General features: G+C 61.8%; 11 protein-coding genes. 10 read left to right on the forward strand and 1 reads right to left on the reverse strand.

Going from position 1 to position 13,496, the window contains the following annotated elements; genetic code table 11:
* The first annotated feature begins 2 nt into the window (after positions 1-2).
* The 10 genes from RG540_RS24635 (at position 3) to RG540_RS24680 (ending at position 12,455) form a co-directional block, all read left to right on the forward strand.
* Positions 3-1,223, forward strand: a complete 1,221-nt coding sequence (locus RG540_RS24635) for a M20 family metallopeptidase (protein WP_041364447.1) — start codon at positions 3-5, stop codon at positions 1,221-1,223.
* 2 nt (positions 1,224-1,225) lie between these two features.
* Positions 1,226-2,383 carry a M24 family metallopeptidase gene (locus RG540_RS24640; RefSeq protein WP_041364450.1) on the forward strand — a complete coding sequence of 386 codons (1,158 nt, stop codon included), beginning with the start codon at positions 1,226-1,228 and terminating at the stop codon, positions 2,381-2,383.
* 263 nt (positions 2,384-2,646) lie between these two features.
* Positions 2,647-3,429 carry a GntR family transcriptional regulator gene (locus RG540_RS24645; protein ID WP_041364453.1) on the forward strand — a complete coding sequence of 261 codons (783 nt, stop codon included), beginning with the start codon at positions 2,647-2,649 and terminating at the stop codon, positions 3,427-3,429.
* Positions 3,430-3,456: 27 nt separating this feature from the next.
* Positions 3,457-4,572, forward strand: a complete 1,116-nt coding sequence (locus RG540_RS24650) for an ABC transporter ATP-binding protein (protein ID WP_041364455.1) — start codon at positions 3,457-3,459, stop codon at positions 4,570-4,572.
* 20 nt (positions 4,573-4,592) lie between these two features.
* Complete coding sequence (locus RG540_RS24655) at positions 4,593-5,510, forward strand: ABC transporter permease (RefSeq protein WP_244446756.1); 918 nt, start codon at positions 4,593-4,595, stop codon at positions 5,508-5,510.
* 4 nt (positions 5,511-5,514) lie between these two features.
* On the forward strand, positions 5,515-6,396 hold the full coding sequence (locus RG540_RS24660; protein WP_041364457.1) for a carbohydrate ABC transporter permease: 882 nt from the start codon (positions 5,515-5,517) through the stop codon (positions 6,394-6,396).
* Between the two features lie 38 nt (positions 6,397-6,434).
* Positions 6,435-8,003, forward strand: coding sequence for an extracellular solute-binding protein (locus RG540_RS24665; protein WP_041364458.1), 1,569 nt, complete (start codon positions 6,435-6,437; stop codon positions 8,001-8,003).
* Between the two features lie 61 nt (positions 8,004-8,064).
* Positions 8,065-10,389: a DUF4962 domain-containing protein gene (locus RG540_RS24670; RefSeq protein ID WP_046599369.1), complete on the forward strand. Its 2,325-nt coding sequence runs from the start codon at positions 8,065-8,067 to the stop codon at positions 10,387-10,389.
* An 18-nt stretch (positions 10,390-10,407) separates the two neighbouring features.
* Complete coding sequence (locus RG540_RS24675; RefSeq protein ID WP_041364461.1) at positions 10,408-11,157, forward strand: SDR family NAD(P)-dependent oxidoreductase; 750 nt, start codon at positions 10,408-10,410, stop codon at positions 11,155-11,157.
* A gap of 11 nt (positions 11,158-11,168) precedes the next feature.
* Complete coding sequence (locus tag RG540_RS24680) at positions 11,169-12,455, forward strand: SGNH/GDSL hydrolase family protein (RefSeq protein WP_051909735.1); 1,287 nt, start codon at positions 11,169-11,171, stop codon at positions 12,453-12,455.
* Positions 12,456-12,543: 88 nt separating this feature from the next.
* Here RG540_RS24680 and RG540_RS24685 read toward each other — a convergent pair whose 3' ends face one another.
* On the reverse strand, positions 12,544-13,443 hold the full coding sequence (locus tag RG540_RS24685) for an AraC family transcriptional regulator (RefSeq protein ID WP_041364464.1): 900 nt from the start codon (positions 13,441-13,443) through the stop codon (positions 12,544-12,546).
* Positions 13,444-13,496 lie beyond the last annotated feature (53 nt).

The following is a 13,496-nucleotide window of genomic DNA, read 5'->3' on the forward strand; positions in this document are numbered from 1 at the left end:
CAATGGACCCGAAATCCCTGGTGGATCGGATCGACGAAAAGGCTTGCCTCGATTTCCTGTCGAAGATGGTTCAGCACAAGAGCCATTCGGAAACCGATGGCGAGCGTGATCTTGCGCGCTACATGGCCGGCGAACTGGAAAAGATCGGGCTCGAAGCCGAATTGCAGCCGTTCGACGAAGGCCGCCGCTTCAACACGATCGGACGCCTCAGGGGCACCGGCGGCGGCAAGAGCCTGCTGTTCAACGGCCATCTCGACACCAATCCGGTTACCGAAGGCTGGACGGTCGATCCCTATGCCGGCCTCGTCGATGACAAGTTCATCTACGGTATCGGCGTGTCGAACATGAAGGCCGGCGATGCCGCCTATTTCTGCGCGGTCAAGACGTTGCTCGATGCCGGCGTCAAGCTCAAGGGCGACGTTGTCCTGACCTTCGTGGTCGGCGAACTGCAGGGCGGCGTCGGCACGCTTGCTGCGATCAGACACGGCGTCAAGGCGGACTATTTTATCAACAGCGAACCGAGTGATCTCGTTGCCGTCACCATGCATGCGGCAGCTCTCAGCTATGTCATCGAGTTGACCGGCGACACGCGCCATCTCTCCAAGCGCGAAGAGTCCGTCGATGCGATCGCGGCGGCTTGCGACATCATCCCGCGCATCAACGCCATGACCTTCAGCGGCGCCAGGAGCGACGTGCACCGGTCGATCAACCGCGGCCATGTCGGCGTCGTCCATGGTGCCCTCGGGCGCGGTTTCGAAGAATGGCGTCCGCCGCAGGTGGCAGATTTCGTCCGCCTCAAGGGCTCGTGCCGTTATGCGCCGGGGCAGACGCAGGAGGGCGTGCTGGCCGATCTCGAAAAGGAACTGGTGGCCCTCGAAGGCCGCTTCCCCGGCCTCAAGGCAAAGCTGGTTCCAGAGTTGATCGAGGGCCGCCCGCTGATGCCGCCCTTCGAGGTCTCGCCGACTTCGCGCATCGTCAAGTCGATCAATGCAGCCTATGAAGCCGTGCGCGGCGAGAAACAGCCGACCGGCGCGATCACGCCGACCCGGTTCTACGGTACCGATGCCGGCCATCTCTACAAGGAACTCGGCATGGAAGGGATCGTGTGCGGCCCCGGCGGCCGTTACAACACCATGCCCGACGAGCGTGTCGACATCGTCGACTATCTCGACATGATCCGCGTCTACATGCTGACCATCCTCGATATCTGCGAGGTTGCCTGACCATGTTCTCCCGGGCGGAATTCGATCGCCGTATCGCACGCGCCCGGGACGCCATGGCATCCGCCGGCGCCGATCTGCTACTCGTCGATAGCGGCGAGCTGCTGGCCTGGCTGACCGGCTACACCGTCTCCGAAACCATGTACCGCGCCGCCTTTTTGCCGCGCGAGGGCGATGCCTGGTTCACGCTGCGGGCGCTGGACGAGGCGCCCTGCCGGGAAAAGAGCTGGATTTCCGACGTGGTCGGCTTCGCCGATACCGACGAAGCGCAAGCGGCCGTCGCGGCAAGCATCCGCGAGCGCCGGTTTGCCGATGCGCGCATCGGCCTCGACACCAATTCCTACAGCATGAGCGCTGCAACGTTCATGCGGCTTTCAGCGCTGCTGCCGGATGCGAGCTTCATTCCCATGCCGGGGCTCAGCGACAGCCTGCGCTGGGTCAAATCGGACGAGGAGATTGCCGTCCTCCGTCAGGCATCTGCAATCGCCGACAAGGCGATGCTGGAGATCGCAAGGCAGGCTCGTCCGGGAATGACCACCCGCGATGCGGCGGCGATCGCCTCGCAGGTCTTCCTGCGTGAAGGTGCCGATACCGGCGAAGTCGGCCCGGTCGTCAAGGCCACCGGCAGCCACGAATTTCTGCACGGTGCGTTCAAGACCGAAACGATCACGGAGGGCGACATCCTGCATGTCGAACTCATTCCGCGCGTTGGAAACTATGGCGCCCGCATGATGCGGCCGGTCGTGGTCGGGGAGCCGTCGGCGACCCTCAATGCGGCTGCCGAAAAGCTCGTCGCCCTGCAGGACCGCCAGATCGCCGCGATGAAGCCCGGTGCCGTCGCTCGCGATATCGATGCCATCATGCGGCAGGGTGCGCTGGACGCGCATCTGCGGCCGACATACGAGAACGTGACGGCTTATACATTGGGCCTCTATACCCGCACGCCGCGCACCAGCGACTTTTCGAGGGTTTTCCTGCCGACATCCCATTGGGTTCTGCAAGAAGGCATGGTCTTCCATCTTTATGCGACGGCGCAGGGACTCGGGTTCAGCGAGACCGTGGCCGTCGGAGCGGATGGAGGTGTCCGCCTGACGACCAGCCCGCGATGTGTTCTGACAGGTCTCGGCAAGCATCCATTCGAGCAGACGCTCTCGGGGTCATAGAACCCCCGCGCCTTCTGCGCCGCGCCTGGCCACTTGATGTGGGCGCTCGCGAGTCCGGGGCGCCATCGTGTTCGGCGCGAACAGCCTCTCCAGGCGCGAGCCGCAAAACGCTAATGCACGCACATTTGGACCTCACCTCCATACGCCGCGCAATGCTCCGTTGCGGCCGGTCTTTTGGCGCCCGAGAATCTTCGGCATCTGGACTTGACAATTCTCAGCTAGGACATCAATCTAGCAACTAAGATATCAGTTGGTGAATAGATATGTCTGAAGTCGTGCAGATTCCTGCTCTTCCCCTTGAGGAATTGCTCCGGCCGTTCCTGATGGAAGGCACGGGCAATACGACCAACAAGGTTTATCGCCTGCTGCGGCAGCTCATCGTCGAAGTCAGGCTGCTTCCCGGCCGCGCCCTTCCCGAAAAGGAGGTCGCCGCGATCCTGCATGTCAGCAAGACGCCGGTGCGTGAGGCAATCATCCGTCTTTCGGAAGAGGGCCTGATCAAGGTCGTCCCGCAAGGGGGCACGTTTGTCGCGACGATCGAGGTGCAGCGTTACATCGAGGCCTGCTTTATCCGGTTCCGCCTGGAGGCGGGGGCTGCAGCCGAAGCGGCCAAGCGCCACACGTTCGAGGATCTCGGCCGCCTGGAACTATTGCTGAACCAGCAGATCGAAGCCGTCGAGAGCGAGGACTACACCAGCTTCTTTGAACTGGACGAGAGCTTTCACAAGGCGATCTTTGCGGCGGCGCGCCTCAGCGGCGTCTGGTCTTTCGTCAATCAGGCGAAGGGGGAAATCGACCGCATGCGTCATCTGAAGATGGTGTTCGGGGTGCGCCGCACCGGCGAGGTCATCGACGAACATCGTGCCATTGTCGAGGCCATCGGGGCTGCGTCCCCGGATGCCGCGGTGGCGGCGATGACCCGGCATCTGGGTTCGTTGGAAAGCAAGATCACGGAGCTTTCAAAAGATCCGAAGCTGTGGAGCTACATCGAATCCATCAATGCAACCACGACGGAAAAACGGAGGCCGCGGCGCAGTCTGACCTGAAGGCGGACGCAGCGGGAGGAAAGTGAAATGTCTGCAGTGGAATTGAACGACGTAGTGAAACGCTACGGCGCACTCGAAGTCGTGCATTCTATCGATCTGTCGGTGGTGCAGGGAGAATTCGTCGTCCTGGTGGGCCCGTCGGGCTGCGGCAAGTCGACAACGCTGCGCATGGTCGCCGGGCTTGAGGATATCTCCGGCGGCACGATCTCCATCGGTGGGCGCGTCGTCAACCGCATGGCGCCCAAGGATCGTGATGTCGCGATGGTCTTCCAGAATTATGCGCTCTACCCGCACCTCAATGTCGCGGAAAATATCGCCTTCGGCCTGCGCGTCCGCGGCGAGAAGAACGCAGTCGTCGAGGCAGCCGTCAGCGAGGCGGCGACGATCCTCGATCTCACGCCCTACCTGAAGCGCAAGCCGGCGGACCTTTCCGGTGGTCAAAGACAGCGGGTGGCGATGGGACGCGCGATCGTGCGCAAGCCAAGGGTCTTCCTCTTCGACGAACCGCTTTCGAACCTCGACGCCAAGTTGCGCACCCAGATGCGCGCCGAAATCCGCCGGCTGCACAACCGGATGGGCGTCACCAGCATCTACGTGACCCACGACCAGGTGGAGGCCATGACGCTCGCCGACCGTATCGTGGTGATGAATAGCGGCCGCGTCGAGCAGGTGGGCTCTCCCATGGAGCTTTTTCTCAATCCGGCGAATGCCTTCGTCGCGAGCTTCCTGGGCTCGCCGCCCATGAACCTGCTGAAAGCGACCGTGACCGCTGCGAACGGCGTGGCCGTCGCACGGATCGACGGGACCGATGACAATCCGGCGCAACTGACGCTCCCCGCCTGGAGCGCCGCGGCCCTCGACGCGGGCCAGCGCATTCTCGTCGGTCTGCGGCCGGAGCATCTGGAGATCGAGACGGGCACGGTCGCGGATGTCCAGAACATCCCGACGACAGTCGATCTCGTCGAGCCACTTGGTTCCGAAGCCCTGCTGCATTGCCGGATCGCCGGTCAGCCGGTCGTCGCCAAGGTCGACACGCCGTCCGATGTCCAGAAGCTCGCCGAGATCCGGCAGTTGCTGATGCCGACCGACAGGCTTCACATTTTCGACCTGGAAACCGGCCGGGCCGTCAACGGCCGTTCGTGAGGTGGATGATGACATCGAGGATGACCCACTATCTGAAAGGCATAGGCGAAGATCTTCGCCGGGACTGGCAGCTCTATCTGCTCGCCTTGCCGATGATCGTCTGGTTTCTGCTGTTTCTCTACAAGCCGATGGAAGGGCTGCAGATAGCCTTCAAGGATTTCAGCCCCTTCCGCGGCATCGCCGGCAGTCCCTGGGTCGGGTTTGAGAACTTCCGCACCCTTCTCGAAGACCAGATCTTCATCCGCGCCTTCATCAACACGATCACCATCAGCGGGCTCGGGCTGATCTTCGCCTTCCCGGTGCCGATCATCCTGGCGCTGATGTTCAACGAACTGCAGAGCGAGTTCGGCCGACGGTTCTCCCAGACGATCGTCTACCTGCCGCACTTTATCTCGGTGGTGATCGTCGCCGGCATCGTCATCAATCTTCTGTCTCCGACGACGGGCGTGATCAATCTCATCATATCCAGCCTGGGGTTCGAGCCGGTCTATTTCCTCACCCAGCCGGAGTGGTTCCGGTCGGTGTTCATCGGCTCCAACATCTGGAAAGAGGCAGGCTTCGAATCGATCGTCTACCTGGCCGCGATCGCCGGCGTCAGTCCGACGCTCTACGAATCGGCGCGGGTGGACGGCGCCTCTCGGTGGCAGATGATATGGCGGATCACGCTGCCCTGCATCCTGCCGACGATCATCATCATGCTGATTATCCGCATCGGCAACCTCGTCGAGGTCGGGTTCGAATATATCATCCTTCTCTATCAGCCGGCCACCTATAGCACCGCCGACGTCGTCTCGACCTACGTCTACCGGACCGGCCTGCAGGGAACCCAATACGATCTCGCAACCGCGGCCGGCCTGTTCAACGCCGTCATCGCCTTCGCTCTCGTCTTCACGGCCAACCGGATCAGCCGGAAGGTCTCGTCAACCTCGCTCTGGTGATGTCATGGCACATTTCAACCTCTATTCCCGGGGCGACCGGATCTTCGGATATGCCAATGCGGTGCTGATCGGCATCTTCGTCCTGTCGACGCTCTATCCGTTCATTTACATTCTGGCGGTATCGATCTCCTCGGGCGCCGCGGTCACCTCGGGGCAGGTGATCCTTTTCCCGAAGGACCTGACGCTTGCGGCCTACGAGTTCGTGCTCTCGGACCGGCTGTTCTGGATCGCCTACGGCAATACGTTCATCTACACGTTCGGCGGCACGGCGGTCAGCCTCGCGATCATGATCCCCGGCGCCTATGCCCTGTCCCGCTCACGGCTGCGCGGCCGCAAGTTCCTGAACCTGATGGTGGCGTTCACGCTCTGGTTCAATGCGGGAATGATCCCGTTCTTCCTGAACATGCGCGATCTCGGCCTGCTGGACTCGCGCTTCGGGCTGATCATCGGCTTTGCCTGCAACGCCTTCAACGTCATCCTGCTGCGCAATTTCTTCGAGGCCGTCCCGAAATCCTTCGAGGAGGCCGCCAAGATGGACGGCGCAAGCGAGTTCCAGCTGCTCTGGAAGGTTTTCATTCCGCTCTCCAAGCCGGCGATCATCACGGTCGGCCTGTTCTGCATCGTGTCGCGCTGGAACAGTTATTTCTGGGCCATGGTGCTCCTGCGCGGCGAAGAGAAGATCCCGCTGCAGCTCTACCTGAAGCGCATCATCGTCGACCTGAGCGCCAACGACGAGTTCGCCAGCAGTCTGATGACGTCGCGCTATTCGTTCGAGACGGTGACGGCGGCGATCATGATCGCCTCGATCATCCCGGTCCTGCTCATTTATCCGAGCATCCAGAAATACTTCAACAAGGGCATCACCCTTGGCGGAGTGAAGGAATAACGCCGTCAAAGCCAAATCTGTTTAAGGAGGAGAAATGGATGAGACACTTTCGAAAAAGCCTTGCCCTGCTGGCCACATGCGCCTTGCTGCAAGTCGGTACAGCCCATGCTCAGGACGCCTCGACGAAGATCGTCGCCAATCCGCTCGAGCTGACGATCCACTTTCATTTTCGTGACAAATACGTCTACACGGAAAACTGGCCGGTGGAGAAGAAGGCGGCCGAATGGACCGGCATCCACGTCAAGAACGTGGCGTCTCTCGCCACCAGCAACAGCCGCGACGCGTTCAATCTGTTGATGGCGTCCGGGAATCTGCCGGACATTGTCGGCGGCGACGTCACCGGCGGCCTGAAGGACGATTTCATCCGTTACGGGATGGAAGGAGCATTCCAGCCGCTCGACGACCTCATCGCGGAACATGCCCCCAATCTGAAGAAGTTCTTCGACGAGCATCCTGTCGTGCGCCAGACGATCAGCGCGCCGGATGGCCATATCTATTTCATCCCTTATGTCCCGGAGGGCGAATATTCGCGCGCCTGGTTCATCCGCAAGGACTGGCTGGAGAAGCTGGGCCTCAAGGAGCCCGGCAATGTCGACGAGCTCTACACGGTGCTCAAGGCGTTTCGCGAGAAGGACCCGAACGGCAACGGCAAGAAGGACGAGGTTCCGTATTTCGCCCGCGAGCCGATCGAGGCCGTGCGGTTGATCAACATGTGGGATGCGCGTGTCTCGGGGTCGGAGCGTTATGGTGATTTCATGGTCGAGAACGGCAAGATCGTCCATCCCTGGACGACGCCGAACTACAAGACCGGGATTTCCAAAGTCGCCCAGTGGTTCAAGGAAGGCCTGATCGATACCGAGATCTTCACGCGCGGCGCGCGCGACCGGGAATACATGCTCGGCAACAATATCGGCGGCATGACGCATGACTGGTTCGCCAGCACCTCGAACTATACCGAAGCTTTGAAGGACAGCGTTCCCGGCATCAATTTCGCGCCGATGCTGCCGCCGAAGACGGTTTCCGGCAAACGGTTCGAAGACAGCCGCCGCGCCACCGTGCAGCCGGCTGGATGGGCGATCTCCTACAGCAACAAGCACCCGGTCGAGACGATCAAATATTTCGACTTCTGGTTCTCCGAGAAGGGCCGCATCCTGTCCAACTGGGGTATCGAGGGCGTCAATTACGACATGAAGGATGGCAAGCCGCTCTACAAGGACAGCGTGCTGCACAATCCGAAACCCGTGAACGCCCAGATGTGGGAGATCGGCGCCGGCGTACCGCGCGGTTACTGGGCCTCCTATCCGTCCGAGGAGCAGTGGACCAATAAAATGGCCCTCGACGGCATCGCCATGTACAGAAAGGAGCCTGGCCTCCTGCAGCCGGAATTCACCGGCGTCTCCATGGATGCCAAGGAGCGTGCCACCTACGACAAGTACTGGCCGAGCCTGCTTACCTACATGACCGAGATGCAGCAGACCTGGGTGCTGGGCGCACAAGATGTCGCTGCATCCTGGGACGTTTACCAGGCCCGTCTCGAACAGCTTGGCCTCTCCAAGGTGATCAAGGTCATGCAGACGGCTTACGACCGCCAGTACGGCAAGAACTGACGCTTCCGGGCGCGGCTAGTCCGCGCCCCTTTTCTCCATAGATTTAAAGGATCTCACTGCGATGCCCAAAATCGCCGAAGCCCCCCGTTTGCAGTATCTCGACGAGCCGAAGCCCGGCACGCTGACGATCACATACCAGCCGGACGGCGCCCCCATCCAGGAGAACCCGCCGCGTTTCAGCTGGCTGCCGGCGCTTGACGATGATGCCCGTTACGTTCTGAAGGTCTCGCCCGATCCGGACTTCGCGCCCGGGATGACGCATGTTTTTGAAAATCTGGCCTGGAACTTCTTCACGCCCGACGTGACATTCGAGCCTGGCTCCTATCACTGGGCTTTCGCGCTCTGGGACGCCACGGCAAAACGCGTCGCCTCGGCATGGAGCAGTACCCGTTCGTTCGATGTCGCGGCCGATCTGCCGCAAACGCAGCTGCCGCGCGCCGAAGCCCGGCTTCAGGCGAGAGACCTTCGCCATCCCCGTCTATGGCTCAATCCCGATGGGGTGATCGCCTTTCGGGAGACGCTCAAGTCGGCACCCGATCACTGCGGCTGGCAGAATTTCTTCAACAATTCCGTCGAACCCTGGCTATCGCGCGAGATAATTCCCGAGCCTTCCCCCTATCCGGAGAATATCCGCGTCGCAACGCTCTGGCGGCAGATGTATATCGACTGCCAGGAGGTCATCTATGCCATCCGCCATCTGGCGATCGGCGGCATAATACTGGATGACCCCGCCCTGATTGCCATGGCCAAGACCTGGCTTCTGTCCGTTGCCGCATGGGATCCGAAAGGCGCGACCGGCCGCTCCTACAACGACGAGGCGGCCTTCCGCGTCGTCACCGCACTCGCCTGGGGTTACGACTGGCTATACGACCATCTGGATGAGGGGGAGCGCCAGCAGGTCCGAAAGGTGCTGCTTGCCCGCACCCGCGAGGTGGCCGACCACGTCCTGTGGCGTGCCCGTATCCACGTCTTTCCCTATGACAGCCATGCGGTACGCTCCCTCTCGGCGGCCTTGACGGCCGCCTGCATTGCGCTGGCCGGCGAGGAGAAGGAGGCGGAGGAGTGGCTGGACTATACGGTCGAATTCCTCTTCACCCTTTATTCCCCCTGGGGCGGCAAGGATGGCGGCTGGGCCGAGGGGCCGCATTACTGGATGACCGGGATTGCCTATCTGACCGAGGCTGCCAATCTGATCCGCGCCTTTCTCAAGGTCGATCTCTACAAGCGGCCGTTCTTCCAGAAGACCGGGGATTTTCCGCTTTACACAAAGGCGCCGGGGACGCGCCGCGCCTGTTTCGGAGACGACTCGACACTTGGCGATCCGCCGGGCCTCAAGGTCGGATACAATGTCCGTCAGTTCGCCGGGGTCACGGGCAACGCCTATTACCAGTGGTATTACGAGCGCCTGAACGCCGGGGCGGCCGGCACGGCGATGGAATTCTATAATTATGGCTGGTGGGATCTCAATTTCGACGATCTCGTTTATCGCCACGACTATCCGCCGGTCGAAGCCAGGGCGCCTTCCGACCTGCCTCCAGTCAAGTGGTTCCAGGACATCGGCTGGGTCGCCGTCCAAAAACACATGGACGACCCTGCTCGACATATCCAGTTCCTATTCAAGAGCAGTTCCTTCGGCTCCCTCAGTCACAGCCACGGCGACCAGAACGCCTTCCTTCTTTATGCCTTCGGCGAGGACCTGGCGATCCAGAGCGGCTATTATGTCGCCTTCAACTCCACCATGCACCGCAACTGGCGGCGCCAGACAATCTCCAAGAACGCCATCCTGATCGAAGGCAAGGGCCAGTATGCGGACGGCGACAAGACGATCGCCAAGAAGGCCGGCGGCCGGATCCTCGCGGTCCGGGAAGAAAAGACGCATGTCTTCATCAGCGGCGATGCGACTGCCGCCTACCAGGCCGCCGATCCGGATGTCCTGCGCGCCGAGCGAGATATCTATTTCTCGCACAGCGATTTCCTGGTGATCGTCGACCGCGTCGAATGCGCGACGGCCAAGTCGATCCAGTGGCTGTTCCATGCCACCCGATCCATGGATGTCGGCTCGAACAGCTTCCGGCTGACCGGAGAACGCGCCGGGCTCTACGGACAGTTCGTCCATTCCACGTCCGGCGCGCCCGAAGTTCGGCTCGTGGAGGGCTTCAAGGGCGTCGATCCGGTCGAAGTCGAGGGACTGGCGACACAATTCCATATCGAGGCAAGCCTTCCCTCGGCCACCAAGCACACGCTCGTGACCCTCCTCGTCCCTTATTCGCTGAACGAACCGAGGCGGGTCTTCCACTTCATCGACGACCAGGGCTTCAGCGCCGACATCTATTTCACCGATGTCGACGACAACCAGCTGCGGATCGTCATCCCGAAGAACTTCTGACTGCACAAGGAATTTTCCATGAACGGATTGAAAGACAAGGTCATCCTGGTGACCGGCGGCGGACGCGACATCGGCAGGGCCTGTGCCGAACGGCTGGCCGAGGAGGGCGCCCGGGTGGTGGTGACCTATTTCGGCTCGGCCGCCGGGGCGCAAGCCAGCATCGCGGCCATTTCTGCCGCAGGCGGCAAGGCCGTCGCCATCAAGGCGGACATGACCAAGGCTGCGGATGCGCAGGCTGCCGTCGACAAGGCAGTGTCGGATTTCGGCAGGCTCGACGGGCTGGTCCACGTCGCCGGCGGCATCGTCGCGCGCAAGACATTGGCAGACATGGATCAAGCCTTCTTCCAGGAGGTCATCGACATCAATCTCACCTCGCTGTTCAACGCCACGAAGGCGGCTACAGCCGCGATGGGAAGCCGCGGCGCGATCGTGACCTTTGCCTCGCAGGCAGGGCGCGACGGCGGCGGCCCCGGCGCGCTGGCCTATGCGACCTCCAAAGGCGCGGTGATGACCTATACGCGGGCACTCGCAAAGGAACTCGGTCCAAAGATCCGTGTCAATTCGGTTTGCCCCGGCATGATCTCCACCACCTTCCACGATACGTTCACCAAGCCCGAAGTGCGCGAGCGCGTCGCTGCCGCAACACCTCTGAAACGCGAAGGCAGTTCGCAAGAGGTCGCAAGCCTCGTCGCCTTTCTGATGTCGGATGATGCAGCCTTCATTACCGGCGCCTGCTACGACGTCAATGGCGGCACCCTGTTCTCGTGAGACCGGCAGACATGACGCCCACATTCCCGATCAATGGCCCGATCAACGGCCGCCGCATCGCGTTGCTCGGAACATCGCTCGTCCAGCAGAACCACCATGCCGGCGAACGACATATCTGGTCGTCGGCACGCGGCTGGGCCACCTGGGCAGAGGTGCTTTTGGCGGGACGGCTCGACATCGGCGTGTTTCACGACCCTCTCGTGCATCCGGGCTGGGAACCGAGCGGCAGGATCGGCGTCACCCGCGGTTTCGGCGGATTGAACGCGGGCGTTTCGGGCCAGAAGGCCCGCGACATCGCCCTTCGGCTGGACGACGTGCTCAAGCTCGACTTCGACCTCATCATCGTCGATGCCGGCACGAACGACATGATGGTCGAAACCAAGGAAGTGATCCAGGCGACCCGCGAGATGATCGTCGACCGGTTGCTTTGCGCCGGCAAGCTGGTCATCCTTCTGCCCATCCTCGCCCGCGGCACGCAGAAATGGGCAGCAGGTGGTCCGGAACGGGCAAAGGCGCATTGGATCAACCAGAAGAGCCTGGCCTTTGCGGCGCAACGGGCAGGGTGTCATGTCTTCGACTGGAACGAGCCGTGGGTCGACTGGAGTTCGGCCGACGGGGTTCCGCAGGCCGGGTTTTCCGATGACGGAACGCATTTCTCGGTGCCCGGCGGTTACGCTGTCGGCAAGGCGCTGGCCGCCTATCTGGCGGGTTTCCTCTCCCCGCCAAGCGCCCGACGCTCGGCACCGGACGACAGGTTCGATCCGGTCAATAATCCACTGGGCAATCTTCTGCCCAACCCTTCTCTCGGCGGCATCGGATCGCGTCGCGACGAGATCAGCGTTTCCGGATCCGATGTGGTGGTCGACCGATTGGCGGGATCGGCGGACGGCCAGGACGGTTGGCAAGTTTCGCTTTCCGAAGGCCAGGCCTCCATCGATATTCTCGATCGCGACTACCGCAATCCACTACCGGCCGGCGCCTGGGTTCAGGCAAGCTGCCTGGTGGACGTCGACGCGCGTGATGGCTGGCGCGAAATTTCGCTGGAGCTTCAAGACCAGGCGCCGGAAGGGCTGACTGCCCGGGCACTCGCGCCCTTCGATCTCGGGGAGGGGACCCTTGCCCCCTATCCCGGCGAAGCCTGGAAGGGGCTGCTGCGAACGCCGCCGATCCGGCTGAAGACCTCCATGCATGGCCTGCGCCTCGGACTCTGCCTGCAGCTCGCGCCATCGACGTCGCGTGCGAGCATGCGGATTACCGCACCTGTCCTTCGACAGGTTGTTCCACCATCACTCTTCTAGGGAGGCAATTGTCACCCAGCCGCGTTAAAGCGGCGGTGGCTGGAAGCAGGTTCCCGGAGCGCGCGTTCAACGCCAGTTGCCGCCGCCTTCATTCATCCGGAGCGTATCGTGAATAGGCTCCGGGCGATGTGCCGACATGCCGGCTGAATGCCACGCTGAACGCGCTTGCCGAGCCGTAGCCGACGCGTCGGGCAATGTCGGCCAACGCAACATCACGACGAAGAAGTTTCTTTGCCAGCGCCATGCGCCAGGTCGTTGCATATTCCATCGGTGCTACGCCGACCTCGCATCGGAACCGGTCAAAAAAGGTGGATCGCGACATGGCTGCATCCCGCGCCAGGGCCGCGACCGTTATATTGCCGCCCGGATCGTCGTGAACACGACGCAGCGCCCCTGCCAGTTGCGGATCGGCAAGTCCGCGCAACAAGCCCGGCGGAGCCGTTTCACCGCCGAACGAGCGAAGAGCTTCGATCAGCAGCACTTCAAGCAGCCGGCCGAGCACCATGTCGCGCGCGACGCGGCCGCTGCGTGTTTCGTCGTGAATCAACCCGACCAGCGTGGTCAGCCGATCCTCGCCGTGCACATGGATTACCTCCGGTAGCAGCGAGACGAGCAGAGTTCGCTCGCGAGCGACGAAAGCACAATGCCCCACCATGGCCCTGACCTCGACCGGAGCTTCGGGATCCCCCAGTCGGAATACGCCCGGACTTGTCTCGAGACGCTGCGGGGGCGCAGCGTGAGATGGCGGGTCCATGCTGCTCATCGTGAACGAGTGGATATCCGGCACCAGGACGAAATCGCCCGCGGTGAGCAGGATCGGTTGGCGATCGGCGACGCTCAGGCGGCAACGGCCTTCGACCACGGCGCAATAGAAGGGGCTTCCGAGCTCGGTACGTTCGACAATCCAGCGACCGCCTCCGGTCACCAGCTTTGATATCGACGGGCTTGGCTTCAGCAGGGAAACCACTTCAGCGAGAGGATCGGACATAATTCGGACTTTCACTAATCAATGTCGGATCATTGAATATAGAAAGTCCACGT

This window comes from Neorhizobium galegae bv. orientalis str. HAMBI 540, from assembly GCF_000731315.1.
Classification (GTDB): Bacteria; Pseudomonadota; Alphaproteobacteria; order Rhizobiales; family Rhizobiaceae; genus Neorhizobium; species Neorhizobium galegae.

Excerpts from the sequence above, each read along its gene's own strand:
- RG540_RS24635 (WP_041364447.1), top strand. The coding sequence starts at position 3 with ATGGACCCGAAATCCCTGGTGGATCGGATCGACGAAAAGGCTTGCCTC.
- RG540_RS24640 (WP_041364450.1), top strand. The coding sequence starts at position 1,226 with ATGTTCTCCCGGGCGGAATTCGATCGCCGTATCGCACGCGCCCGGGAC.
- RG540_RS24645 (WP_041364453.1), top strand. The coding sequence starts at position 2,647 with ATGTCTGAAGTCGTGCAGATTCCTGCTCTTCCCCTTGAGGAATTGCTC.
- RG540_RS24650 (WP_041364455.1), top strand. The coding sequence starts at position 3,457 with ATGTCTGCAGTGGAATTGAACGACGTAGTGAAACGCTACGGCGCACTC.
- RG540_RS24655 (WP_244446756.1), top strand. The coding sequence starts at position 4,593 with ATGACCCACTATCTGAAAGGCATAGGCGAAGATCTTCGCCGGGACTGG.
- RG540_RS24660 (WP_041364457.1), top strand. The coding sequence starts at position 5,515 with ATGGCACATTTCAACCTCTATTCCCGGGGCGACCGGATCTTCGGATAT.
- RG540_RS24665 (WP_041364458.1), top strand. The coding sequence starts at position 6,435 with ATGAGACACTTTCGAAAAAGCCTTGCCCTGCTGGCCACATGCGCCTTG.
- RG540_RS24670 (WP_046599369.1), top strand. The coding sequence starts at position 8,065 with ATGCCCAAAATCGCCGAAGCCCCCCGTTTGCAGTATCTCGACGAGCCG.
- RG540_RS24675 (WP_041364461.1), top strand. The coding sequence starts at position 10,408 with ATGAACGGATTGAAAGACAAGGTCATCCTGGTGACCGGCGGCGGACGC.
- RG540_RS24680 (WP_051909735.1), top strand. The coding sequence starts at position 11,169 with ATGACGCCCACATTCCCGATCAATGGCCCGATCAACGGCCGCCGCATC.
- RG540_RS24685 (WP_041364464.1), bottom strand. The coding sequence starts at position 13,443 with ATGTCCGATCCTCTCGCTGAAGTGGTTTCCCTGCTGAAGCCAAGCCCG.